This window comes from Haliea sp., from assembly GCF_040221975.1.
Classification (GTDB): Bacteria; Pseudomonadota; Gammaproteobacteria; order Pseudomonadales; family Halieaceae; genus Haliea.
Genome location: NZ_JAVJWR010000031.1, coordinates 126980 through 150579 on the forward strand (window position 1 = coordinate 126980; position 23600 = coordinate 150579).

Here is a 23600-nt window from a genome sequence, read left to right on the forward strand (position 1 = left end):
TCGGGGTGAGAGGATGCGATGCCTGCTTGTCTGCATGTTGCTCCTGACTGCCGCCTGCAGGACGGTGCAGAGCGAATCGGTCATGCGCGCCTGTAAGCCCGTCGACAGCACCCTGGGCGCCGCTGGCTTCGAGGTTGAGTTCGAGCACTACAGCCCACCCGCGAACTCCGCCCGCACCGTGATTGTCATGCCGCCCACCGGTGGCTCCACGTTTCTTGAAACCCGCTACGCGACGCTTTTCTGCGATGCCGGTTTCGGCGTCTATATCGTCCGCGGTTGGACGGGGATGGCGGAGACCTCGATTGAGCTTGCCCTTCACCACCGCCTGTTCGGCAGGGCCCAGCAGGCGATCAATTTGGTTGCAGAGGATGCGCCCGATGGCTTTATCGGCATTCTTGGAACCAGCGTCGGCGGCCTGCACGCGGCGACCGCGGTAGGGCACCTGGACCGAATATCCGCGGCGTTCGTAATTGCCGCCGGCGCTCCCGTCGCCGATGTTATTGCCTACACTGAGCAGAGTGAGCTGGCGTCTCTGAGGGAGGAGCGTATGCGCCATTTCGGCTTCGCTGACCAGACCGCTTACCGGGATGCGCTGGCCGTCGAGTTTGCCTGGGAGCCACTGGCATTCCTGTCATCCGCCCGGGAGAAGCCGCTCGGCATGGTGCTGGTGAGTGGTGACAAGACCGTGCCGACGTCGCTGCAGGAGCAGCTGCGCAAAGCCTGGCGGCCAGAGTCGGACTACACCGTGAGCGGCTTTCCGTTGGGCGCTCATCCGGTCGGTATCTTCCAGGCCTGGTTGCTGCACAGACAGGATATCCTCGCATTCTTTACCGATCATGCCTCCGCGCAATACTGAAGCCGGGCCATTCCGCCAATCCGGGCATTGCGGAGCACTGCCGTGAACATTCTGGTTTTGAACAGCGGCAGCTCCACCCTCAAGTTCAGTGTCCACGACACCGCAACCGCACGGACTCTCGATAGCGGTACCGTGGAATGCAGCGACCGCGGGGCCGCCTTCCAGGATGTCCTGCGCCAACTCGGCACGGGCTCAGCGCCAGATGCCATCGGCCATCGCGTGGTGCACGGTGGCCCCGACTTCACCGGCCCCGCCCGGCTCGATGCCAATACCATCGCGGCCATAGAGCGCTGCAGCAGCCTCTCGCCGTTGCACAATGGACCCGCCCTCGCCGTCATTCGCGCCAGCACTGCCCGGTTCCCCGCGATCCCGCAGGTAGCGGTATTCGATACCGCCTTCCACCGCAACATGCCACAAGAGGCGAGCCGCTATGCAATTCCCGAGCGCTGGTTCCGCGACCATCAGGTACACCGCTATGGCTTTCATGGCATCTCCCATGCCAGCGTAGCGGGTCAGGCGGCCGTCTGCCTGGGACGCCGCCCCCAGTCCCTGCGCATAATCAGCCTGCACCTGGGCAACGGTGCCAGTGCCGCCGCCATCGACGGAGGGCGCAGTATCGACACCTCCATGGGCCTGACCCCGCTGGAAGGCCTGGTCATGGGCACCCGCAGTGGTGACCTGGACATCGCCGCCGCGCTGTATGCCGCCCGTCGCGAGGGGCTGACGCCGGCGCAACTGGAACAGGCTCTCACCCGTGACAGCGGTCTCAAGGGTCTGTGCGGCGACAGCGACATGCGTGTCATTCTGGCCCGCTGCGAGCAGGGCGACTCCCGCGCACAACTGGCCCTGTCCATCTACTGCTACCGCATCCGCAAATACATCGGTGCCTACTTCGCAGCCCTCGGCGGCCTCGACGCCCTGGTCTTCACCGGTGGCGTCGGTGAAAACGCCGCCCCGGTGCGCGCCGGTGCCTGCGAGAGCCTCGACGCGCTCGGTATCGCTATAGACTGTCAGAAAAATGCACTACCATCAGGAGACCAGCCCAGAGCCATCCACGCCGAGGGAGCCGCCGTCGCCATCCTCGTCGTCCCCTCCCGCGAGGACCTCGAGATCGCCCGGCAGACCGGGATTTTCCTCGGCCAAGGGTGACCGCGAGCGCTTACTGCGGGGCGGCTGCGGCGAGCGCCTGCCACATGGAGGGGGCTGCGAGCGGAAGCTGGTTGCAGAACACGCTGTAAATACGTCCCTGTACGCTCGGCGGCGCCCGTCCATGGGCGCCGACGGTTCTGCAACCAGCTTCCGCTCGCAGCCCTCAAGCTTCGGAGCAAATCGCGGATTACGCAAGGGTCAGCAAAGATGACGACGAAAGCATCAAGTAGCGAAAAGCCCCTGACCAGCGACGAACTGCAGGCCATCGACGCCTACTGGCGCGCCTGCAACTACCTCGCTGCCGGCATGATCTACCTGCGCGAGAATCCGCTCCTGCGCCAGCCCCTGGAAAGCAGCCATATCAAAAAGCGCCTGCTGGGCCACTGGGGCGCCAGCCCCGGACTGGCGTTCATGTATGTGCACAGCAACCGGCTGATACTCAAGCACGATTTCGACGCCATTTTCATCGCTGGCCCCGGCCACGGCGCGCCCGGGGTGCTGGCACCGGTGTACCTCGAAGGCAGTTATTCCGCGGTGTACCCGGACATGAGCGAGGACGAGGACGGCATGGCACTGCTGTTCCGGCAGTTCTCCTTCCCTGGCGGCTTCGGCAGCCACTGTACCCCGGAGCTGCCGGGCTCGATTCACGAAGGAGGTGAGCTCGGCTACAGCCTGTCGCACGCATTCGGCGCCGCGTTCGACAATCCCGACCTGGTGGTGGTCACCGCGGTCGGCGACGGCGAGGCTGAAACCGGCCCGCTGGCCACCGCCTGGCATTCCAACAAGTTCCTCAACCCGATCCGCGATGGCGCGGTGCTGCCGATCCTTCATCTCAATGGCTACAAGATCAACAACCCGACCCTGCTGGCCCGCATTCCGCGACAGGAGCTGGAGCAGCTGTTTCTCGGCCATGGCTGGACACCCCTGTTCGTCGAGGGCGAGGAGCCAGAACTGATGCACCAGCAGATGGCCGCGGCCATGGATCGCAGCATCGCCATGATCCATGGCTTCCAGCAGGCAGCCCGCGCCAGCGGCACTGCCAGCCGTCCGCCCTGGCCGATGATCGTGCTGCGCTCGCCCAAGGGCTGGACCGGCCCGCGGGAGGTAGACGGCCACAAGGTGGAGGGCAGCTGGCGAGCCCACCAGGTACCCCTGGCGGACGTCCACGACAACCCCGGCAAGCTGCACCAGCTGGAGGAGTGGCTGCGCAGCTACCGCCCGGAAGAATTGTTTGATGAACACGGCACCCTGCGCGCGGAACTGCGGGCGCTGGCGCCGGCGGGCACGCGGCGCATGGGCTCCAACCCCCACGCCAACGGCGGCCTGTTGCGGCGGGACCTGCGGCTGCCGGATTTCCGCGACTATGCCGTACCGGTGGCCAGCCCGGGCGCCGGGCGGGCCATGAACACGCGACCCCTGGGCGCCCTGCTGCGGGATACCATGACCCGCAATCCGGACAACTTCCGGGTATTCGGGCCCGACGAGACCAGCTCCAACAAGCTCGACGCCATCTACGAGGTCAGCAAAAAGCTGTGGCTGGCCGAACGGCTGCCGGAAGATGACGACGGCGGCGAGTTGAGTAGCGATGGACGGGTACTGGAAATGCTCTCCGAGCACACCCTGGAGGGCTGGCTGGAGGGCTATGTTCTCACCGGCCGGCACGGATTTTTCGCCACCTACGAGGCCTTCGCCCACGTTATCGACTCCATGTACAACCAGCACGCCAAGTGGCTGGCGATCTGCGAGGACCTGCCCTGGCGGGCCCCGATCGCCTCCATCAACCTGCTGATCACCTCCACCGTCTGGCGCCAGGACCACAACGGCTTCACCCATCAGGATCCAGGCTTCATCGATATCGTGGTCAACAAGAGTCCCCTGGTGACCCGTGTCTACCTGCCCCCGGATGCGAACTGCCTGTTGTCCACCGCGGACCATTGCCTGCGCAGCCACAACGATATCAATGTGATCGTCTGCGACAAGCAAAACCACCTGCAGTACCTGGACATGGAATCCGCCATCCGTCACTGCACCAAGGGCATCGGCATCTGGGACTGGGCCAGCACCGACCAGGGCGGCGAACCCGACCTGGTCATGGCGGGCTGCGGCGACATCGCCACCCAGGAGGCCCTGGCCGCCACCGAGCTGCTGCTGCAGCACTTCCCGGCGCTGAAAATCCGCTTCGTCAATGTAGTGGACCTGTTCCGCATGACCCCGGAGGAGGAGCATCCCCACGGTCTCAGCCACCGCGACTTCGACAGCCTGTTCACCGCAGACAAGCCGGTCATCTTCAACTTCCACGGCTATCCCTGGCTGATCCATCGCCTGGCCTACCGGCGCACGAATCACCGCAACCTGCACGTGCGCGGCTACAAGGAGAAGGGCAGCATCAACACGCCGCTGGAACTGGCCATCGACAACAACGTCGACCGCTTCAGCCTGGCCATTGATGCCATCGACCGGGTACCGCAGCTGCAGGCCAGCGGCGCCCACGCCAAGGAACAGCTGCGCAACCTGCAGATCGACTGCCGTCACTACGCCCACGAACACGGCGTCGACATGCCGGAGATCAGCAACTGGTCCTTCACCGGGCGCGACTGACAGCACCGTCCATCGCACCATCAGGACACTCCACCGCGAGTTGACCGCAACTCGCCGCATTGCCCTTTCGGCTGCATTGCCTGCAACCTAATCTTCACCTGTCGACGGCGCAGGACTGCTGGATTCTCCAGCCGGCAGCGCCGCCCCCCAAAACAGGCAGGAGATGACAAATGAAAACCAGCATTCACAGAACAGCAATCGTAGCCACCTTTGCCGCCGCTCTCACCGGGCTCTGTGGCGCCGCGCAGGCGGCAGGTTCCGCGGAAGAAGCAACCACCGCGATGGGGGCACCACACAGGGCGGAGCGGGTCGTCACCTACGCCGACCTCGACCTGACTGCAGAACAGGGCCGTGAGGTGCTGGCCCACCGCCTCAATCGAGCAGCTGAGAACGTCTGCGGGCCCACGGACCATCGCCTGGCCGGCAGCCTGCGTGCAGCCGCGCGCAACCGTGACTGCGCCCGAGAGGCCTTCGATGACGCAATGTCCCGCATCGAAAGCGAAACCGCCCTGGCGGCTCGCGACTGATCACTCGCGTTTCCGTCTACCCCTGGGCGGAATCCGGGGGGTGTCAACCGGCACCCCCCGTTCTTGTTTCCGGCGTATACTATTCACATGCAAATCCGCCTGCTGCTGCAGAACCAAACCTGTCTCTTCTGGCTACTGCAGTTGGCAGGCTGGAGCGGCTGGTGCGTGTCATTTTATTTCGGCGTACTCGTCTTCGGCAGGCCACCGGCCGGTTACGAGTTGTATCTGGCGCTGATCGGCGTCACCGGCCTGCTGATCACGCTTGTCCTGCGCGCCCTGTATCGTGCCACCTGGCACAAGGCACTCTGGCAACGCACGCTGTCCATACTGCTTGGGGCGTACGCGGCCTCCGTGGCCTGGATCGTCGTGCGTCACAGCATCTTCCGTTCGATGTTCCCCGATGAACGCGCGATGGCAAAACTGGAAACGCCGGAATGGCTGGGTTTTTTCAGCGGCACGATTTCGGCATTTTGGGTCATGCTGGTCTGGAGCGCCCTCTACTTCGGCATCAAGTACTACCTGCTCATGCAGGAAGAGCAACAACGGAGCCTCAGGGCTCTGTCGATGGCCAATGAATCCCAGCTCAAGATGCTCCGCTACCAGTTGAATCCGCATTTCCTGTTCAACACGCTGAATGCCATCTCGACGCTTATTCTCGCCCAGGAGACCCGACAGGCGAACAGCATGGTGACCGCGCTGAGCCGATTCCTGCGCTATTCACTGGACAATGACCCGATGCAGACGGTCACGGTTGCCGAGGAAGTCGAGACGGTGAAACTGTACCTGGATATCGAGAAGGTCCGGTTCGAGGAGCGGCTGCGCCTGCACCTGCGGGTGGAACCCGACGCCCGTGATGCGCTCATGCCCAGCCTTCTGCTTCAGCCCCTGGTCGAAAACGCCATCAAGTACGCGATAGCCGCTTCAGTTGATGGCGGCGGGATCGAGATATCGGCGGAGGTCGCCGGCGACGACCTGGTACTCTGCGTTGCGGACGACGGGCCCGGTCTGAAACCTGGTTCAGGGCAAACGGGGCGCGGCGGTGGCGTAGGCTTGCGCAACTGCCGGGAGCGCCTGCAGCAACTCTACGGCGACCGGCAGTCGTTCCGCCTGACCGCGACCGAACCGCAGGGGCTGACTGTCATCATGCGCCTGCCGCTGGAGAAGAGAGGAGGCAGCTGATGCAACCGCTTCGCGTCATCATTGTGGACGATGAGAATCTCGCCCGCCGCGGGCTAAAACTGCGACTGGCAGAGTTTGATTGTGTCGAGGTGGTCGCCGAGTGCAGCAACGGGCAGGAAGCCCTGACCGCCATTGCCGCGCAATCTCCGGATCTGGTTTTTCTCGACATTGAAATGCCCGGCTTGAGCGGCTTTGACGTCGTCGCCCGGATGCAGTCCGACACACTGCCGATGATCGTGTTCGTCACCGCCTACGACGAATACGCGGTGCAGGCATTCAAGGTTCATGCAGTGGACTACATTCTCAAACCCGTTGAGGATGACCGTTTGGCGTCCACCCTGGAGCATGCGCAGGAATATCGCGAGCGCGCCGGGTTGCTGCGGGTCAAACAGCAGCTGCTGGGATTGGTCCATGACCTGCAACATGGCGGCGCCGAGGCCAGGTCGCTGGACAACGGGGCGGGGGGCAGCAACTCGCAAGCCGGATGTTTTCCCGACAGACTCCCGGTGCGTGACGGCAGCAGCGTGGAGTTCATCCCGGTAGACAGGATCGAGTGGATCGACGCCGCCGGCGACTACATGTGCATCCATGCGGGCGGCGCCACACACATCATGCGCGGAACAATGAAGCAACTCGAGAACATGCTGGATCCGCAGCGCTTTATCCGCATACACCGGAGTACACTGGTCAATATCAACGCCGTAACCGGGGCCGAGTTGCAGGACGGCGGCGAATACCTGCTGAGGACGGCACAGGGCAATTCGCTCAAGGTCAGCCGCAGCTACAGGGACCGGGTAAGATCGGTGCTGGCAATCTGACCGGCTGCTGCTCGCACGATCGTGATCGGCTGCAGGTGACACAGGGCTCCAATAATGATCAGATAGCACGGCTTTCCAGCCGCCCGAGAGGCAATAGCGATGCGCGAGACATATCCCCGGGGCTGGCCCGGCAGGGCATGAACCTGCAGCGGGCAGATATCGTGATCGTGGGCGGCGGCGGTGCCGGACTGCGGGCCGCCATTGCCGCGGCCGAGGCGAATCCGCGGCTGGACATCCTGCTGCTGTCCAAGGTATACCCGATGCGCAGCCACACCGTGGCGGCCGAGGGCGGCTGTGCCGGCGTGATCCAGCCCCACGACAGCTTCGATGCCCACTTCGATGACACCGTCTCCGGCGGCGACTGGCTCAGCGACCAGGACGTGGTGGACTACTTCGTGCGCCACGCCACCGAGGAAAACCTGCGCCTGGAACACTGGGGCTGTCCCTGGAGCCGCAAGCCCGACGGCAACATCAACGTGCGCGCCTTCGGCGGCATGAAGATCGAGCGCACCTGGTTTGCCGCCGACAAGAGCGGCTTCCACATCCTCCACACCCTGTTCCAGACCTCGCTCAAGTACCCGACGATCCGCCGCTGCGACGAATACTTCTGTACCGACCTGCTGGTTGAAGACGGCGCCTGCGCCGGCATCCAGGCCATCGACATGCGCAACGGCAGCCACACCCTGATCGCGGCTTCTGCAGTGATTCTGGCCACTGGCGGGGCTGCCCGGGTCTACCGCTACAACACCAACGGCGGCATTGTCACCGGCGACGGCATGGCCCTGGCCTGGCGCCAGGGTGTACCGTTGCGGGACATGGAGTTCGTGCAATACCACCCCACCGGCCTGCCCGGCTCCGGGATCCTGATTACCGAGGCTGCCCGCGGTGAGGGCGGGGTACTGACCAACAGCGACGGCTACCGCTATCTGCAGGACTATGGTCTGGGCCCGCAAACACCACCGGGGGAGCCGAAGAACAAGTACATGGAACTGGGGCCGCGGGACCGCCTGAGCCAGGCCTTCTGGCACGAGGCCAAGGCTGGACGGGCCCTGAAGACCCGTCGTGGCGAGGCGGTGAACCTGGACCTGCGCCACCTGGGGGAGGCGCGCATCAATGAACGCCTGCCCTTTATCCGCGACCTCGCGCGCACCTATGTCAATGTCGATGCGGTGCACGAGCCGATTCCCGTGCGACCCACCGCCCACTACACCATGGGCGGGATCCAGACCGACCGCCACACCGCCACCGCCCTGCCGGGGCTGTTCGCCGCCGGCGAGTGCGCCAGCGTAGGGCTGCACGGCGCCAACCGGCTGGGCTCCAATTCCCTGGCCGAACTGGGCGTGTTCGGCCGGCTGGCCGGGGAACAGGCGGCTGCGCATGCGGGCCAGGGCCCGACGGTCGATCCGCAGCGCCTGCTCGCCCGGGCTCAGGACAACGCCGCGGGCTGGGATACCCTGCGCGAGTCCAACGGCAGTGAGCGCCTGGCGACCATCCGCGACGAAATGGCCCGGGCCATGGAAGAGGGCGCCGGTATTTTCCGCCTGCCGGGACAGATGCAGACGACTTGCGACAAGATCGCGGAGCTCAAGGGCCGCTACCGCGACCTGGGGCTGGTGGATCGCAGCCGCACCTTCAACACCGAGTGGCTCAACGCCATTGAGCTGGGCTTCCTGCTGGATGTGGCGGAGGCCATGGCCCACGCGGCTCTGGGGCGCAGGGAATCCCGCGGCAGCCATCAGCGGCCCGAGGACTTCCCGCAGCGCGATGATGCGCAGTTTCTCAAGCACAGCCTGGTCTACCGCGCGGCCGGCGCGCCGCGGCTGGACTGGCAGGATGTGGTGATCACCCGCTCACAGCCGGCGGCACGCCACTACGGCGCCGCCGGTCAGCAGGAGAGCAAACCGTGACCGAAACCGTAACCGTGCGGGTACAGCGCTACCGACCCGAGGAGGACGCGGCACCCTGGGAGCAGAGCTTCGAAGTGCCCTACAGCGAGGATCTTTCGGTACTGGATGCGCTGAACCAGATCAAGGATCAGCAGGATCCTACCCTCAGCCATCGCTGGTCCTGCCGCATGGCGATCTGCGGCAGCTGCGGGGTAATGGTGAACAATGAACCCAGGCTGTCCTGCAAGACTTTCCTGCGGGACTATCGGGAGCAGGGTGCGGTGACGGTGCGGGCGCTGGACAACTTCCCCATCGAACGCGACCTGGTGGCCGATATCAGCGGTTTTATCGACCACCTCGAAACGGTGCAGCCCTGGCTGATCCGCGAGCAGGAGGCTGCTGCCACCGAGGGAGCCTACCTGCAGACCCCTGAGCAGATGCAGCGCTACACCGCCTTCAGCCAGTGCATCAACTGCGGGCTGTGCTACGCCGCCTGTCCCCAGTTCGGCCGCGACCCAACCTTCCTGGGCCCGGGGGCGCTGGCGCTGGCCCAGCGCTACAACCTGGATTCCCGGGACCAGGGCGCGGCGCAGCGGATGCAGTGGTTGAATGCCGAGGAGGGTGTCTGGAGCTGCACCTTTGTCGGCTACTGTTCGGAAGTGTGCCCCAAGGATGTCGACCCGGCCGCGGCCATCAATCGGGGCAAGGTGGCCTCGGACATCAACTACGGGGTCAATCTGTTCAATATCCTCCGAGGCAAGGACGATGCGTAAACCCTACGTTCAGCGCCAGCGCGCCGACTGGTGGCTGCGCAACCCCGCCTACCGCCGCTACATGCTGCGCGAGGCCACGGCCCTGCCGCTGTTCCTGTATACCCTGCTGTTGATGAGCGGACTGTACCAGTTTACCCGCGGCGAGGCGGCTTTTCTCGCCTGGCTGGAACTGTTGCGCAGCCCCTGGCTGCTGGCCCTGCACGGTCTGGCGCTGGCAGCGGCGCTGTTCCACGCCGTCACCTGGATTGCGCTGGTGCCGAAAATCCTGGTCATCGACACGGATCGCCTGCGGGTCAGCCCCGGCGCGATCAAGCGCGCGCACCAGCTGGGCGCGGTGGTATGCAATATCGGCTTGCTGTTGCTGGTCGTGGTGCTGCTGAGCAACGCAGGAGGACATTGAGGATGCGCCGCTCCCACGAGCCCATCGCCTGGTCCCTGTTTGGTGCCGGCGGCATGCTGCTGGCGTTTATCGGCCCGGGACTGGTGCTCAGCACCGCCCTGCTGCCCTGGCTGGCGGCGGAGAACCCGGCAGCGGCCCATGCCGCCATCGGCGCTCTGCTCGCACATCCGCTGGGGAAGCTGCTGGTACTGGCCTGTATCGCCCTGCCGCTGTTCCACACCCTGCACCGCATCTGCCACGGCCTGGACGACCTGCATCTGCCGGCGCCACGGCTGCCGCTGCAGCTGCTCTGCTACGGCGGCGCGACGCTGCTCTGCGCCGTGACCGCCTGGTGGCTCCTAACCTCGATCCCGGCCTGAAAATCATGGCTGGGTGAGCTGCCGCAGGCCCCGGCTGAGGCTGGCGACTTCTTCAAAGCCGGCATCCTTGAGGATTTTCACCGCCAGGGCTGAGCGGCGGCCCGAGCGGCACAACGCCACCACCGGCTTGTCTGCCGGGACTTCGTCGACCCGGGCCTGCAGTTCATCCAGCGGTATGTGAATATCCACCAGCCGTCCGGTAAAGGGGCAATCCCTGACTTCCTCGCCCAGGCGCACATCGAGGACGGTTACCTCTTCCAGGTGCTGCTCCAGCCACTCGGCGTCAATCTCCGGCACCCCGGCGTAGGTCAGGCGGATATCCGCCCAGTCTGGCCGCGGCGGCAGCCGGCCATCCTCGGGACAGCCGCTGCGCAGGTTGGCCGGTACCGCCTCGTCGATTTTCTTCGGATGGGGCAACTTCATGGCGTTCATGTATTCGACGAAATCGGTTTCATTGGCGCCGCCGCCGACCCGGGCATTGAAAGCCTTTTCCTCGCCAATGGAGCTGACGGTCCTGCCGTTGTAATCATGAGCTGGGTACACCAAGCACGCATCCGGCAGGCTGAACAGACGCGTGGTAATGGACTCGTAAAGCATACGGGCGCTGCCCTGCTGGAAGTCGCTGCGGCCACAGCCGCGAATCAGCAGGGTGTCGCCGGTAAAGACCATGGACTGGTCGGCGAGCACGTAGCTCATGCAGCCATCAGTGTGGCCCGGCGTGGCCAGCGCCTGCAGGCGCACACCCGCGAGCCCGAACTCCTGATTGTCATCCAGCGGCAGGTCCACATGGGCCGCACCGATGGCCCGGGCCGAGGCGATCCGGCATCCGGTTTCCTGCTGCAGCAGCCAGGCGGCGGTGATGTGATCGGCGTGGGCGTGGGTGTCGACGACCAGAGCCAGGGTCAGGCCCAGCTCCTTCAGCAGCGCCAGATCGCGACTGGCCTGGCCGAACACCGGGTCAATGAGCAGCGCCTCGCGCTGTTGCCCGTCCGCGAGCAGATACGTGTAGGTCGAAGAGCTGCTGTCGAAAAGTTGACGAAAAATCATGGCGATCCCTCCCGCGTGGTGGCCAAGACTACTGCCTTGGCGGCGTACATGCGCTGGTCCGCGCGCTGCAGCAGCGCCGCAGGCGAGGTGCCATCACGAGGATACAGGGCCACGCCAATGCTCAGGGGCGAGAGCACGGACTCCTGCTCCAGCTCGAAGGGCAGGGCAAAGGCGCGCTGGATCTTGTCCACCAGGTCCTGTGCGTGATCGACGGCTGCCAGTCCCTCCAGGACAACAACAAATTCGTCCCCGCCCAGCCGGGCGACCGTATCGGAGGCGCGCACACTGGCCAACAGACGCTGCGCAGTGAGCTGCAACAGGCGGTCGCCGGCGGCATGCCCCCACAGGTCGTTGACCCGCTTGAAATCATCCATGTCGACAAACAACAGTGCGAACATGCTGCATTCGCGCTCAGCGACGCTGATCGCCCTGCCCAGGCGATCATGCAACAGGGCCCGATTGGGCAGGCCGGTCAGGACATCGTACTGGGCCCGCTGTTCCAGTTGCGCCAGCATCCGCGCCTGACTGATGGCGACGGCCACCTGGTCCGCCGCGAACTCGAGCAGCTGCCGATCCTCCTCGCCAATGCGAACTTCCGGGGAGTAACTCCTGACCACCAGCACACCGATGACACCCTGCTCGGTGACCAGCGGCGCACCCAGCCAGTAACGCAGCTGCCCGCGGTCGTGGTTCGTGTCTGCGCCGGCCAGCGCTTCGGGATCCAGCAACAGCCCCCGGCCCTCGGCGCACACCCGCTCGCCGAGCGGCTCCAGGCCCTCTGGCGCAACCCCGGGTGCGACATCCCGCTCATCGCGGTAATACGGGTAAGTCCAGCGCCCGTCGCGTTCGCCCCGCAGCGCGACATAGAATCCCTGGCATGGCATCAAGGCTGCAACGATCTCGCGGATCTGCTCCAGCAGGATAGCCAAATCGCGCATCCGGTGGGCGGCCTGGGATATCCGCAACAGGGCAGACTGCTTCAGCTCGGCCTGCTTGCGCCGGGTAATGTCGCGGGCGACGCCGATGCGGATCTGGTCCTGCTCGGACCAGCGCGCACTCCACATGATGTGGACCACTTCGCCGTCCTTGCGCAGATAGCGATTCTCGAACTGGGTACTGTCAGTTCCCTCCATCACCTGGCGGGCGAGGTACAGGGTGCGCTCCCGGTCGTCGGGGTGCACCAGATCCTGCACGGTCTTGCCCACCATCTCTTCCTGGGTAAAACCGAACACTCGCTCGCAGGCCGCCGATACGTACTGGAAATGGCCGTTGCGATCGACCACGCAGACGACGTCGAGCAACAGGTCCAGAAACTGGGTAAGCGATGGCTCATAGAGGTGGCTGACCATTGCCGGGTACCTCCCTTTGCGTCGCGCGATTCAGGCTCGAACCTCGATCCCGCGCTCCGCCATGTAGGCCTTGGCCTGGGGCACCGTGAACTCCCCGAAGTGAAAGATGCTGGCCGCCAGTACTGCGTCGGCGCCGCCCAGCAGGATACCATCCACCAGGTGCTGCAGGTCGCCAACGCCGCCGGAGGCAATCACCGGGATATCCACCGCATCGGTGATGGCGCGGGTGACCCCCAGCTCGAAGCCATTCCTGGTGCCGTCTCGATCCATGCTGGTGAGCAGGATCTCGCCGGCGCCCAATGCGGCCATTTTCACCGCCCAGGCCACCGCGTCGATGCCCGTGGGCTTGCGCCCACCGTGGGTGAAAATCTCCCAGCGCGGCTGGCCGTCTACATCGGCCACCCGCTTGGCATCGATGGCGACCACGATGCACTGGGCGCCGAAGCGCTCCGACGCCTGGCGCACCAGCTCCGGGTTGTGGATGGCGGCGGTATTGATGCTGACCTTGTCGGCACCGGCGTTGAGCATGGTGCGGATGTCCTGCAGGGAGCGGATGCCGCCGCCGACGGTAAGCGGGATGAAGACCTGCTCGGCAATCTGTTCGACGGTGTGGACCGTGGTGTCGCGGTCCTCGTGGCTGGCGGTGATATCGAGGAAAGTGATCTCGTCGGCGCCCTGCTCATTGTAGCGGCGGGCAATCTCCACCGGGTCGCCGGCGTCGCGGATGCCGACAAAATTGACGCCCTTCACCACCCGGCCGTTGTCCACGTCCAGGCAGGGAATGATGCGCTTGGCCAGGCCCACGGCTCAGGCGCCCTCGTCGCAGAGGCGCTGGGCCTCGGCCACGTCCAGGGTACCCTCGTAGATGGCGCGGCCGGTGATGGCCCCGCTGATGCCGACCTGGGCGACCGCATTGAGGGCGCGGATATCGTCGAGATTGGTAATGCCGCCGGAGGCGATCACGGGAATGCTGGAAGCGCGGGCCATGGCCACGGTCGCCTCCACGTTCACCCCCTGCATCATGCCGTCGCGGGCGATATCAGTGTAGACGATGGCGGCGACGCCGTCGGCCTCGAAGCGCTTGGCCAGGTCCGTGGCCAGCACGCTTGACACTTCCGCCCAGCCGTCGGTAGCCACCAGGCCGTCCCTGGCATCCAGGCCGACGATGACCTTGCCCGGAAAGGCGCGGCAGGCTTCGGCCACAAACGCTGGCTCCTTGACCGCTTTGGTCCCAATGATCACGTAGCTGACTCCGGCGCGCACATAGTGCTCGATGGTCTCCAGATTGCGGATGCCACCGCCAATCTGCACCGGCAAACCGGGCCAGGCCGCCACAATCGCGGTCACCACCTCACCGTTCACCGGCTCACCGGCGAAGGCGCCGTTCAGGTCCACCAGGTGCAGGCGCCGGCAACCGGCCTCCACCCAGCGCCTCGCCACGGCCACCGGGTCGTCGGAGAACACGGTGCTGTCCTCCATGAGACCCTGGCGCAGGCGTACGCACTGGCCGTCCTTGAGATCGATGGCGGGAATAATCAGCATGCGGGGTTCCAGTCGAGAAAGTTGCGCAGCAGTTGCAGCCCGGCAGTATGGCTTTTCTCCGGGTGAAACTGGGTGGCGAAAAGATTGTCGCGCGCCAGGGCCGCATCGGCACTGACCCCGTAGTCGACGCTGCCGGTGACCAGGCTGCGATCGTCGACGGTAACATAGTAGCTGTGTACAAAATAGAACCGGGTGCCGTCGGTGATGCCGTTCCAGAGTGGGTGCTCACTTACCTTGTGCACCCTGTTCCAGCCCATGTGCGGCACCTTCAGGCGGGTACCATCGGCGGCCAGCAGGGGGTGGCCGAAATAGCGCACCCGGCCCGGAATGATACCCAGGCAGGGCACGCCGCCGTTTTCCTCGGAGCTGTCGAGCAGGGCCTGCATGCCGACGCAGATGGCCAGCACCGGCTTGTGCTGTTCAGTCAGCGCCAGTTGCAGCAACTCGTCGCAGTGCAGACGGCGAATCTCCGCCATGCAGTCGCGGATGGCACCCACGCCGGGGAAGACTACCCGGTCGGCGGCGCGGATCTGCGCGGCGTCATGGGTAACCACCACCTTGTCGGCACCAACGTGGGCCAGGGCGCTGGCCACCGAGTGCAGGTTGCCCATGCCGTAGTCGATAACTGCAACAGTACCGCTCACGGCTTTACAGCACACCCTTGGTGGACGGCGTGATGCCGGCCATCGCCGGGTCCGCGGCCAGGGCCATGCGCAGGGCGCGGCCAAAGGCCTTGAACACGGTCTCGATCTGGTGGTGGCTGTTGTCGCCGCGCAGGTTGTCGATATGCAGGGTGACCTGGGCGTGGTTGACGAAGCCCTGGAAGAACTCCTGGAACAGGTCCACATCGAAGCCCCCGACCTGGGCCCGGGTGAAGGGGAGGTGGTAGACCAGCCCGGGACGGCCGGAGAAATCCACCACCACCCGGGACAGGGCCTCGTCCAGCGGCACATAGCTGTGGCCGTAGCGGACAATACCCTTCTTGTCGCCCACGGCCTTGCTGACGGCCTGGCCCAGGGTAATACCGATATCCTCCACCGTGTGGTGGTCGTCGATGTGCAGGTCACCCTTGGCAACGATATCCAGATCCATCATGCCGTGACGGGCAATCTGGTCCAGCATGTGCTCCAGAAAGGGAATGCCGGTATCGAATTGCGCCTGCCCGGAACCGTCGAGGTCCACCGTGGCGGTGATCCGGGTTTCCAGGGTATTGCGGGTGACGCTGGCCTTGCGCTCGGACATGCTGTGCTCCAGAACCTGCTCTGGCGGATGGGAACCGGGGCCGGGCCCGGAAAAGCGCGCCATTATAGAAGAAAGCGGCGGGGAATTCACCGCCGGGATACCCGGCAGCGCGGGCCTACCGGTGCTGCTCCTGCCCCGCGGCGCCCGGCACCAACAGCGGCTGGGTCAGCAGGTGGTCGAAGCGCGAATCTCCCGGCTCGCGCAGGTACTCCAGGCCCAGCTCCCTGGTCTCGTGCTCGTCGTGCGCCCAGTGCCGCGCGGAGCCAAACAGATAATCGAACCAGGGTACCAGCGAACCGTAGTTGCTGTTGGTGTAGCGGGAATCGGAGCTGTGGTGTACACGGTGGAAATCCGGGGTCAGCACCAGCCAGCGCAGGCGGCGCTCCAGCCCCTCGGGTACCTGCACATTGCTGTGGCTGAACACCGTCGCCAACACGGCAAACAGGCGGTAGGCCGCGGCGGCCTCCAGGGACACGCCGAGCAGGAATACCAGCGGCGCGCTGATCGGCAGCGTCAGGAGCGGCTCCAGGGGGTGGTGCCGGTAACTGGTGGACACATCGACCTGGGTGTCGGAGTGATGCACGGCATGGATGGGCCACAGCCAGGGGACGCGATGAAAGGCCACATGCACCCAGTACCCCAGTAACTGGGTCGCGGCGAGCAGGATCAGGAACTGCGGCAGTGGCCCCCAGTCCAAAAACTGCATGAGCCCCAGTTCGCGGCGGTCGGTCCAGTCGGCCACCCACAGCACCAGCAGGGTGTTGGCGACAGCGGACAGGTACCAGTTGACCAGGCCCAGGGAGAAGTTGTTGCCCCAGCGCCAGGCAACGCCCCCGGCCTCCGCACGCCGGGGGGCCAGCATCTCCCACAGCATGCACACGCCGAACACGCCAAAGGTGAAGGTGTACACCAAAGTAGAGAAAGAACTGACGACGACCTCGGATTCCACGACATCCCTCCGTTGCACATTTGCCATTCTAGCAAACAGTGCCGCTGCATAGGCACTCTCGCTCCACCTGCAGGCACACACCACCTCACAACCCTTGCACTCGTCAAATCTTTACGGTAAAAAAAACCAACAACAAATTATTTTGGGGAAAGCGAGTCATGGTTCATTTGTCAAGAAAACACTTCGCAGTATTGATTGCGGGCATCCCTGCCTTGCTGGCAGCACCCGCTAGTCTCGCTGGCGGGCCTGGTGTGATCGTCGATTTCGGGCCCGGCGCGCTGGTAGGCGTGCCCACTCTGGGCACGTCGGCGCTGATTGCACTGGGTGTCCTGCTGGCGATCGTCGCCCTGAGAGCTTCACGGACCGGGTCCGCAGGTCGAGCCGCCGCCGTGGCCCTGTTCAGCGCGGGTCTGATCAGCGGCGGCCTGGGCGTGGAGCGGACCCTCGCAACCAGTTCCTTCAGCGTAACCTCGCAGGGAGACTGCGAAACCGGGGGCAGCTACGTCATCTTTCCGCGCGGTGGCAACGTCTTTACCAATGACTGCCCCAATGCGATGCGCATTCTGGGCTACAGCTTCGAAAATCCGGCGAGTACCTGCACCCTGGTACCCAACAACGGTGAGTCGGCACCAGCCTGTGTAGTCGGCAGTCCCGTAGCCGCCGGCGACCAGTGCGCGCTGGCCATTTGTGATGACTAGCCGAAAGCAGCCTCAACACCGTAAAGACCCGCCATCCGGCGGGTTTTTTCTTTTCAGGCGACCGCTATACTCTGTCCTGTAGACTGTCTGGGCTGAGAATACTGCAACCATTTCCACCCACTCTGGTCCAATCACGCTCGCTCGACCGTAACATTCCACGAGCACCGGCATCATATTAATGCAGCACGAAACCCGGGCAGAAAAGGATTCCACCGCATGCATGCAACGCTACCCCTGCTGGAAGCGACCGATTTCCCCCCGATCAAGCGGGGCGAACTGCAAACCCTGCAGGTCAACCTGGGCTACCTGTGCAACCAGAGCTGCGTACACTGCCACGTGAATGCCGGCCCCACCCGCACCGAAATGATGGACGCTGAGCACATTGGCCTGATCACGCAGGTGCTCAGGGCTCGGAATATCCAGCTGCTGGACCTGACCGGCGGCGCCCCGGAGATGCACCCGCGGTTTCGCGACCTGGTGGCGGCGGCCAGCGCACTGGGGGTGAAGGTAATGGACCGCTGCAACCTGACCATCCTCCGGGAGCCGGGCTACGAGAGCATGGCCGGGTTCCTGGCCGAACACCGGGTGGAGATCATCGCCTCCATGCCCTGCTACTCCCCGGCCAATGTCGACCAGCAGCGCGGCGACGGTGTGTTCGACAAGAGTATCGCCGCACTGCAGGAATTGAATGCCCTGGGCTACGGCAGGGCCGGCAGCGGCCTGACCCTGAACCTGGTCTACAACCCGCTGGGGCCCAACCTGCCGCCGGAGCAGGGAGCGCTGGAGGCGGACTACAAGCGCGAGTTGCACAAGCACTTCGGAGTCGAATTCAACGCCCTGTTTACCCTCGCCAACATGCCGATCAAGCGCTTTGGCAGCACCCTGATCTCCAAGGGGCAATTCGGCGCCTACATGCAGCTGCTGAAAGACGCCTACCAGCCCCACAACCTGGAGTCGGTGATGTGCCGGTCACTGGTGAGCGTGGATTGGCAGGGCTATCTGTACGATTGCGACTTCAACCAGCAGCTTGATCTGCCGCTGCCGGGCGCGGACCCCCGCCCACATTTGCGCAATCTGCTGGATACTAACGTCGCCGGCGGGGAAATCCGCACTGCCGACCACTGCTACGGCTGCACCGCGGGCCAGGGCAGCAGCTGCGGCGGCGCCCTCAGTTCATGAACAAGAAGCTGTTGTTGCTGATTGCCGTAGCCGCCGGGGTGCTGGGCTTCTTCGCCCTGGGCCTGGACGATTACCTGACCCTGGACCAGCTCAAGGCCAGCCAGGCCCGCTTCGGCGAGCTGCTGACACAGTACCCGGTGCTGGTGCCGGCGGCCTACTTTGTCATTTATGTCATTGTCACCGCCCTGTCGCTGCCCGGCGCGGCGATCATGACCCTGGCGGGCGGCGCCCTGTTCGGGCTCTGGCAGGGACTGCTGCTCGTTTCCTTCGCCTCCAGTGTCGGCGCCACCCTGGCCTTCCTGGTGGCGCGTTTCCTGCTGCGCGATACCGTGGAGCGGCGCTTCGGCGAACGCCTGAAGGCCATCGACCGGGGTATCGAGCGCGACGGCGCCTTCTACCTGTTCACCCTGCGCCTGGTGCCCATTTTTCCCTTCTTCATCATCAACCTGGTGATGGGCCTGACCCGGCTGCGGATCTGGACCTTCTACTGGATCAGCCAGGTCGGCATGCTGGCGGGCACCGCGGTATACGTGAATGCGGGCACCCAACTGGCGGCGATCGAGCGGGTGGGAGATATCCTGTCGCTGGAGCTGCTGCTGTCCTTCGTGCTGCTGGGCCTGTTCCCCTGGATCGCCAGGGCCATCGTCGCGGTGGTGCAGAAACGGCGGGTGTACAAACCGTGGCAGAAGCCGAAGCGCTTTGATCGCAACCTGGTCGTGATTGGCGCCGGAGCCGGCGGTCTGGTGTCGGCCTATATCGCCGCGGCGGTGAAGGCCAAAGTCACCCTGGTGGAAGCCCACAAGATGGGCGGCGACTGTCTCAATTACGGCTGCGTGCCCAGCAAGGCCCTGATCAAGAGCGCCAGGGTCGCCCAGCAGATGCGCCACGCCGACCAGTACGGGCTGCAGCCGGCAACGCCGCAGTTCAGCTTCCGTGCAGTGATGGCGCGGGTACACCGGATCATTGCGGAAGTAGAGCCCCACGACAGTGTCGAGCGTTATACCGGCCTCGGTGTGGAAGTGCTGCAGGGCTACGCAAAGATCATCGACCCCTGGACCGTGGACATCGCCCTCAACGACGGCGGCAGCCAACGCCTGACCACCCGCGCGATCGTGATTGCCGCCGGCGCAGCGCCGCTGATCCCGGACCTGCCGGGCCTGGAGGATGTGGACTACGTCACCAGCGACACGCTCTGGGACGCCTTTGCCGAGCTGGACGCCCCGCCCCGGCGCCTGGTGGTGCTGGGCGGCGGCCCCATCGGCAGCGAGCTGGCCCAGGCTTTTGCCCGCCTGGGGAGTACCGTGAGCCTTGTCCAGCGCGGCGAGCGCATCCTGCACAAGGAGGACCCGGAAGTCTCCGAACTGGCGCGGCAGGCGCTGCAGCGCGATGGCGTACAGGTGCTGACCGAGCACAGCGCCCTGCGCTGCGAACGCGACGGCGAGCGCAAACTGCTGGTAGTCGCCCACGCGGGGGAGGAAAAAACCATCGAGTTCGACCAGTTGCTGGTGTCTGTCGGGCGCAAGGCGCGCCTCACGGGCTACGGCCTGGAAGAACTGGGCATACCGACTGCGAAAACCGTGACGACCAACGACTACCTGGAAACCCTGTACCCGAATATCTACGCCGCCGGCGACGTCGCCGGGCCCTACCAGTTCACCCACACCGCCTCCCACATGGCCTGGTATGCTGCGGTGAACGCCCTGTTCGGCCAGTTCAAGCGCTTCAAAGTGGATTACTCGGTGATCCCCTGGACCACGTTTATCGACCCGGAAGTGGCGCGGGTCGGCCTGAGCGAAGAAGAGGCCAGGGAGCGCGGTATCGCCTGTGAGGTGACCCGCTTCGAGCTGGCGGAACTGGACCGGGCCATCGCCGACAGCGCCACCAGCGGCTTCGTCAAGGTCCTGACCGTGCCGGGCCGCGACCGCATCCTCGGCGCTACCATCGTCGGCACCCAGGCCGGCGACCTGCTGGCGGAATTCGTGCTGGCGATGCGCCACGGCCTGGGGCTGAACAAGATCCTCGGCACCATCCACACCTACCCGACCCTGGCGGAGGCCAACAAGTACGCTGCGGGGGAATGGAAGAAGGCCCATGCCCCCGAGCGCGTGCTGCGCTGGCTGGCGCGCTACCACCAGTGGCGGCGCGGAGGCACGGCGTGAGGCTGAAAGCACTGGCGGCGATTACTGCCCTGCTGCTGGCACAGTCAGCCCTCGCCTTTGACCACAGCCACGAACAGTTCGCCCGGGTGCTCGCCAGCCATGTGCAGTGGGTGGAGGGCGGCAGCAACAGCCGGGTGGACTACGCCGCGCTGCAGGCGGCACCGGAGGACCTGGAGCGCTACCTGGCTGAACTGAGCGCGGTGGAAGTAACAGAGTTCGAGCGCTGGCCCGGCCCCGAGCAGCTGGCGTTTCTGATCAACGCCTACAACGCCTTTACCCTCAAGCTGATTGTGAACCATTACCCGGTGGACTCCATCCGCGATATCGGCAGCTTCTGGCAGAGCCCCTGGAAACAGCGTTTTTTTACCCTGCTGGGCGAACAGATGCACCTGGACCAGATAGAGCACGAGATCATCCGCGAGCCCGGGCGCTACGACGAGCCGCGCATCCACTTCGCGGTGAACTGCGCCTCCATCGGCTGCCCGGCGCTGCGCCCGGAGCCATTTACTGCAGTTGAGCTGGAGGACCAGCTGGAGGACAGCACGAAACGCTTCCTCGGTGATGCCAGCCGCAACCGCTACCGCGATGGCAGCCTGGAGGTATCATCCATTTTCAAATGGTATCGCGAAGATTTCCAGCGCGGCTGGCGCGGTGCGGACACGCTGGACTCATTCCTGGCCCTGTATGCAGGCGCGCTGGGGCTGGATGCAGATGCCCGGGAAAAGCTGGCCAGCGGCAGGCTGCGGGTCCGTTTCCTCGACTATGACTGGCCCCTCAACCGCGCCGATTAACCGCCAGCCCTCCCGAGATAGCGCTGCAGAAACGCGTCCGCCTCCGGCAGCGCCGTGCCCACCGTCAGGAAAGTAAGAATATGCCCGCGGCCCGCCTGCCTCTCCAGCGTCACCGGCACGTTTTCAGCGGCGAGGGCGGCAACAAAGTCCTCGGCGTGGTCGATGGTCACCAGGGTATCGCGGGTACCGTGGAATAGCAGAAACGGCGGCGCCTGCGGATGCACCCGGGTTACCGGGGAGGCGGCGGCGAAGGTTTCCGGAATCTCGTTGATGCGCCCGCCCAGGAACTGAGGTACCAGTTTTCCGCCCGGGTACTTGCGCAGGTCCATCGGTGCGCCGCCCGCGACCACCGCAGCCGGCCGGGTTTTTGCACCGCCCCAGGGCCTGTCGAGGTCATCGCCCGTGCCAGCCGCAAGCGCCATCAGGCTGACCAGGTGGGCGCCCGCGGAATAGCCGAAAGCGGCGATGCGATCCGTGTCCAGGTTCAAGCGGCCGGCCTCCCGGTGCAGCCAGTGCATGGCCTGCTGCAGGTCGTGTACCTGGGCGGGATATTTGGCCTCCGGCGCAAAGCGATAGCTGGCGTTCATCACCACATAGCCCTGCCCCACGTAGTAGCGAGCCAGGCGGTCCATATCCTCCCGGCTGCGGCGCTCCCAGCCGCCACCGTGCACCAGCAGCATGCCAGGGAAGGGGCCTTCCCCCTGAGGTTGGTAAACCTCCGCCTGCAGCGGCTCGGGCCAGTCTTCCGGCGTATATACCAGGGTGTTCACCGCCTCCGGCGCCTGCTTCTGCCCCAGCACCACGCCGCAGCCGGCGAGAGTCATGGATGCCACCGCGACCACGGCCACCAACGCACTGTTCATCTAATACCTGCCTCTCCTCGTTTCCGCTTGCTGGTCCTGTTTACGCAAGGAAACCAGCTTTGGGCTTGCGCCGGGGCGCGCAGCCGGCCCCACCTGGGCGGCCCCACCTGGGCGGCCCCACCTACGCGGCCCGAATCACACATTCAAGCTTCGCCCGCTACCCGGGGCTGCAGTACACTAGCGCGCCATGGCCCCCAAGCAAACATTTTCCCGCCGCCTGCTGCACTGGTTCGACCAGCACGGGCGCAAGGACCTGCCCTGGCAACGGGACACCAGCCCCTACCGGGTCTGGGTTTCCGAGATTATGCTGCAGCAGACCCAGGTGCGTACCGTCATTCCCTACTACGAGCGCTTCATGGCGCAGTTTCCCGATGTCCAGGCCCTGGCCGCGGCACCCACGGACGAGGTACTGCACCTGTGGACCGGGCTCGGCTACTACGCCCGCGCCCGCAACCTCCACCGCGCCGCGCAGCAGGTCTGCGAGCAGTACAGCGGCGAATTCCCGGACAGCGTCGAGGCGCTGGAAACGCTGCCCGGCATTGGCCGCTCCACCGCCGGCGCCATCGCCAGCATCGCGTTTCGCCAGCGGGCGCCCATCCTCGACGGCAACGTCAAGCGGGTACTGGCGCGCCACCAGGGGGTAGCGGGCTGGCCCGGGGAGACTGCGGTGCATCGGGCCCTGTGGCAACTTGCCGAACAGTACACGCCTCGGAAGCGAGTGGCGGACTACACCCAGGCCATCATGGACCTGGGAGCCACCCTCTGCACCCGCAGTCGCCCGCGCTGCGAGGAGTGCCCGCTGCGGGCCGATTGCAGCGCCCGGGCCCAGGGCCGGCAGGCCGACTTTCCGGGCAAGAAGCCGCGCAAGGTACTGCCGGTGCGCGCCACCGTGTTCCTCATCCTGCGCGACGCCGCTGGCGACGTGCTGCTGCAGAAGCGCCCGCCCACCGGCATCTGGGGCGGGCTGTGGTGCTTCCCGGAACTCGCGGACACTGCCGATGCGGGCAACTGGTGCCTGGACAACTTAGGCCGCGAGCCGGCCACCGTCTCCGCCGGGAACGCCTTTCGCCACACCTTCAGCCACTACCACCTGGATATCCAGCCCCTGCAGGCACAACTGGATGTCACACCCGCCGCTATCATGGCCGCGAGCGACCAGCTCTGGTATAAGGTGGCCCGACCCCAACCAATCGGCCTCGCCGCGCCAGTCGCCCGGCTGCTGGCGAACCTCTGACC

The 23600-nt window shown here is 65.2% G+C and carries 23 protein-coding genes; 15 read left to right on the forward strand and 8 right to left on the reverse strand.

Going from position 1 to position 23600, the window contains the following annotated elements:
* Positions 1-82: 82 nt before the first annotated feature.
* The 10 genes from RLO07_RS13480 (at position 83) to frdD (ending at position 10545) form a co-directional block, all read left to right on the forward strand.
* Positions 83-856, forward strand: a complete 774-nt coding sequence (locus tag RLO07_RS13480; protein ID WP_462292651.1) for an alpha/beta hydrolase family protein — start codon at positions 83-85, stop codon at positions 854-856.
* A 42-nt stretch (positions 857-898) separates the two neighbouring features.
* Positions 899-2005 carry an acetate/propionate family kinase gene (locus tag RLO07_RS13485; protein ID WP_462292652.1) on the forward strand — a complete coding sequence of 369 codons (1107 nt, stop codon included), beginning with the start codon at positions 899-901 and terminating at the stop codon, positions 2003-2005.
* 207 nt (positions 2006-2212) lie between these two features.
* A complete protein-coding gene (locus tag RLO07_RS13490; RefSeq protein ID WP_462292653.1) occupies positions 2213-4603 on the forward strand; it encodes a phosphoketolase family protein in 2391 nt (796 codons plus the stop codon).
* A 170-nt stretch (positions 4604-4773) separates the two neighbouring features.
* A complete protein-coding gene (locus RLO07_RS13495; protein WP_462292654.1) occupies positions 4774-5130 on the forward strand; it encodes a UrcA family protein in 357 nt (118 codons plus the stop codon).
* 87 nt (positions 5131-5217) lie between these two features.
* The gene (locus tag RLO07_RS13500) at positions 5218-6309 is read left to right on the forward strand and encodes a sensor histidine kinase (RefSeq protein WP_462292655.1); all 1092 of its coding nucleotides are present in this window, start codon (positions 5218-5220) and stop codon (positions 6307-6309) included.
* Positions 6309-7127: a LytR/AlgR family response regulator transcription factor gene (locus RLO07_RS13505; RefSeq protein WP_462292656.1), complete on the forward strand. Its 819-nt coding sequence runs from the start codon at positions 6309-6311 to the stop codon at positions 7125-7127. The genes RLO07_RS13500 and RLO07_RS13505 overlap by 1 nt, the downstream gene beginning before the upstream one ends.
* A 137-nt stretch (positions 7128-7264) precedes the next feature.
* Positions 7265-9034, forward strand: a complete 1770-nt coding sequence (gene frdA, locus RLO07_RS13510) for a fumarate reductase (quinol) flavoprotein subunit (RefSeq protein WP_462292657.1) — start codon at positions 7265-7267, stop codon at positions 9032-9034.
* The gene (locus RLO07_RS13515) at positions 9031-9786 is read left to right on the forward strand and encodes a succinate dehydrogenase/fumarate reductase iron-sulfur subunit (RefSeq protein ID WP_462292658.1); all 756 of its coding nucleotides are present in this window, start codon (positions 9031-9033) and stop codon (positions 9784-9786) included. Before frdA ends, RLO07_RS13515 begins: the two co-directional genes overlap by 4 nt.
* On the forward strand, positions 9779-10186 hold the full coding sequence (locus tag RLO07_RS13520; RefSeq protein WP_462292659.1) for a hypothetical protein: 408 nt from the start codon (positions 9779-9781) through the stop codon (positions 10184-10186). The genes RLO07_RS13515 and RLO07_RS13520 overlap by 8 nt, the downstream gene beginning before the upstream one ends.
* Positions 10187-10188: 2 nt before the next feature.
* Positions 10189-10545, forward strand: a complete 357-nt coding sequence (gene frdD, locus RLO07_RS13525) for a fumarate reductase subunit FrdD (protein WP_462292660.1) — start codon at positions 10189-10191, stop codon at positions 10543-10545.
* Positions 10546-10548: 3 nt separating this feature from the next.
* Here frdD and RLO07_RS13530 read toward each other — a convergent pair whose 3' ends face one another.
* The 7 genes from RLO07_RS13530 to RLO07_RS13560 form a co-directional block, all read right to left on the reverse strand.
* Positions 10549-11592: an MBL fold metallo-hydrolase gene (locus tag RLO07_RS13530; RefSeq protein WP_462292661.1), complete on the reverse strand. Its 1044-nt coding sequence runs from the start codon at positions 11590-11592 to the stop codon at positions 10549-10551.
* Complete coding sequence (locus RLO07_RS13535) at positions 11589-12941, reverse strand: sensor domain-containing protein (protein WP_462292662.1); 1353 nt, start codon at positions 12939-12941, stop codon at positions 11589-11591. Before RLO07_RS13535 ends, RLO07_RS13530 begins: the two co-directional genes overlap by 4 nt.
* Positions 12942-12971: 30 nt before the next feature.
* Entirely contained in the window at positions 12972-13745 is a 774-nt protein-coding gene (gene hisF, locus RLO07_RS13540; protein ID WP_462292663.1) for an imidazole glycerol phosphate synthase subunit HisF, read from the reverse strand.
* Between the two features lie 3 nt (positions 13746-13748).
* Positions 13749-14483, reverse strand: coding sequence for a 1-(5-phosphoribosyl)-5-[(5-phosphoribosylamino)methylideneamino]imidazole-4-carboxamide isomerase (gene hisA / locus RLO07_RS13545; RefSeq protein ID WP_462292664.1), 735 nt, complete (start codon positions 14481-14483; stop codon positions 13749-13751).
* The gene (hisH, locus tag RLO07_RS13550) at positions 14477-15127 is read right to left on the reverse strand and encodes an imidazole glycerol phosphate synthase subunit HisH (protein WP_462292665.1); all 651 of its coding nucleotides are present in this window, start codon (positions 15125-15127) and stop codon (positions 14477-14479) included. The genes hisA and hisH overlap by 7 nt, the downstream gene beginning before the upstream one ends.
* A 4-nt stretch (positions 15128-15131) precedes the next feature.
* Positions 15132-15725, reverse strand: a complete 594-nt coding sequence (gene hisB, locus RLO07_RS13555) for an imidazoleglycerol-phosphate dehydratase HisB (RefSeq protein ID WP_462292666.1) — start codon at positions 15723-15725, stop codon at positions 15132-15134.
* Between the two features lie 115 nt (positions 15726-15840).
* Positions 15841-16674 carry a sterol desaturase family protein gene (locus RLO07_RS13560; RefSeq protein ID WP_462292667.1) on the reverse strand — a complete coding sequence of 278 codons (834 nt, stop codon included), beginning with the start codon at positions 16672-16674 and terminating at the stop codon, positions 15841-15843.
* 158 nt (positions 16675-16832) lie between these two features.
* Between RLO07_RS13560 and RLO07_RS13565 the strand changes: the two genes are divergently transcribed.
* The 4 genes from RLO07_RS13565 to RLO07_RS13580 all read left to right on the forward strand — a co-directional run bounded on the left by RLO07_RS13565 (position 16833) and on the right by RLO07_RS13580 (position 21501).
* Entirely contained in the window at positions 16833-17372 is a 540-nt protein-coding gene (locus tag RLO07_RS13565; protein ID WP_462292668.1) for a midcut-by-XrtH protein, read from the forward strand.
* A gap of 216 nt (positions 17373-17588) precedes the next feature.
* Positions 17589-18551 (forward strand): arsenosugar biosynthesis radical SAM (seleno)protein ArsS, encoded by a 963-nt coding sequence (gene arsS / locus RLO07_RS13570; protein WP_462292669.1) that lies wholly within the window; start codon positions 17589-17591, stop codon positions 18549-18551.
* Complete coding sequence (locus RLO07_RS13575; protein ID WP_462292670.1) at positions 18548-20710, forward strand: FAD-dependent oxidoreductase; 2163 nt, start codon at positions 18548-18550, stop codon at positions 20708-20710. The genes arsS and RLO07_RS13575 overlap by 4 nt, the downstream gene beginning before the upstream one ends.
* Positions 20707-21501 (forward strand): DUF547 domain-containing protein, encoded by a 795-nt coding sequence (locus tag RLO07_RS13580; RefSeq protein WP_462292671.1) that lies wholly within the window; start codon positions 20707-20709, stop codon positions 21499-21501. The genes RLO07_RS13575 and RLO07_RS13580 overlap by 4 nt, the downstream gene beginning before the upstream one ends.
* Here RLO07_RS13580 and RLO07_RS13585 read toward each other — a convergent pair.
* Positions 21498-22364 (reverse strand): alpha/beta hydrolase fold domain-containing protein, encoded by an 867-nt coding sequence (locus RLO07_RS13585; protein ID WP_462292672.1) that lies wholly within the window; start codon positions 22362-22364, stop codon positions 21498-21500. The two genes, RLO07_RS13580 and RLO07_RS13585, sit on opposite strands and share 4 nt — an antisense overlap.
* 187 nt (positions 22365-22551) lie before the next feature.
* On the opposite strand from RLO07_RS13585, the gene mutY reads away from it, so the two are divergent.
* A complete protein-coding gene (gene mutY / locus RLO07_RS13590; RefSeq protein ID WP_462292673.1) occupies positions 22552-23598 on the forward strand; it encodes an A/G-specific adenine glycosylase in 1047 nt (348 codons plus the stop codon).
* Positions 23599-23600 lie beyond the last annotated feature (2 nt).

What these genes read in the sequence shown, in the direction of transcription:
- RLO07_RS13480 (WP_462292651.1), top strand. Translation starts at nt 83, where the DNA reads ATGCGCGCCTGTAAGCCCGTCGACAGCACCCTGGGCGCCGCTGGCTTC.
- RLO07_RS13490 (WP_462292653.1), top strand. Translation starts at nt 2,213, where the DNA reads ATGACGACGAAAGCATCAAGTAGCGAAAAGCCCCTGACCAGCGACGAA.
- RLO07_RS13495 (WP_462292654.1), top strand. Translation starts at nt 4,774, where the DNA reads ATGAAAACCAGCATTCACAGAACAGCAATCGTAGCCACCTTTGCCGCC.
- RLO07_RS13500 (WP_462292655.1), top strand. Translation starts at nt 5,218, where the DNA reads ATGCAAATCCGCCTGCTGCTGCAGAACCAAACCTGTCTCTTCTGGCTA.
- RLO07_RS13505 (WP_462292656.1), top strand. Translation starts at nt 6,309, where the DNA reads ATGCAACCGCTTCGCGTCATCATTGTGGACGATGAGAATCTCGCCCGC.
- frdA (WP_462292657.1), top strand. Translation starts at nt 7,265, where the DNA reads ATGAACCTGCAGCGGGCAGATATCGTGATCGTGGGCGGCGGCGGTGCC.
- RLO07_RS13520 (WP_462292659.1), top strand. Translation starts at nt 9,779, where the DNA reads ATGCGTAAACCCTACGTTCAGCGCCAGCGCGCCGACTGGTGGCTGCGC.
- frdD (WP_462292660.1), top strand. Translation starts at nt 10,189, where the DNA reads ATGCGCCGCTCCCACGAGCCCATCGCCTGGTCCCTGTTTGGTGCCGGC.
- RLO07_RS13530 (WP_462292661.1), bottom strand. Translation starts at nt 11,592, where the DNA reads ATGATTTTTCGTCAACTTTTCGACAGCAGCTCTTCGACCTACACGTAT.
- RLO07_RS13535 (WP_462292662.1), bottom strand. Translation starts at nt 12,941, where the DNA reads ATGGTCAGCCACCTCTATGAGCCATCGCTTACCCAGTTTCTGGACCTG.
- hisA (WP_462292664.1), bottom strand. Translation starts at nt 14,483, where the DNA reads ATGCTGATTATTCCCGCCATCGATCTCAAGGACGGCCAGTGCGTACGC.
- hisB (WP_462292666.1), bottom strand. Translation starts at nt 15,725, where the DNA reads ATGTCCGAGCGCAAGGCCAGCGTCACCCGCAATACCCTGGAAACCCGG.
- RLO07_RS13565 (WP_462292668.1), top strand. Translation starts at nt 16,833, where the DNA reads ATGGTTCATTTGTCAAGAAAACACTTCGCAGTATTGATTGCGGGCATC.
- arsS (WP_462292669.1), top strand. Translation starts at nt 17,589, where the DNA reads ATGCATGCAACGCTACCCCTGCTGGAAGCGACCGATTTCCCCCCGATC.
- RLO07_RS13575 (WP_462292670.1), top strand. Translation starts at nt 18,548, where the DNA reads ATGAACAAGAAGCTGTTGTTGCTGATTGCCGTAGCCGCCGGGGTGCTG.
- RLO07_RS13585 (WP_462292672.1), bottom strand. Translation starts at nt 22,364, where the DNA reads ATGAACAGTGCGTTGGTGGCCGTGGTCGCGGTGGCATCCATGACTCTC.
- mutY (WP_462292673.1), top strand. Translation starts at nt 22,552, where the DNA reads ATGGCCCCCAAGCAAACATTTTCCCGCCGCCTGCTGCACTGGTTCGAC.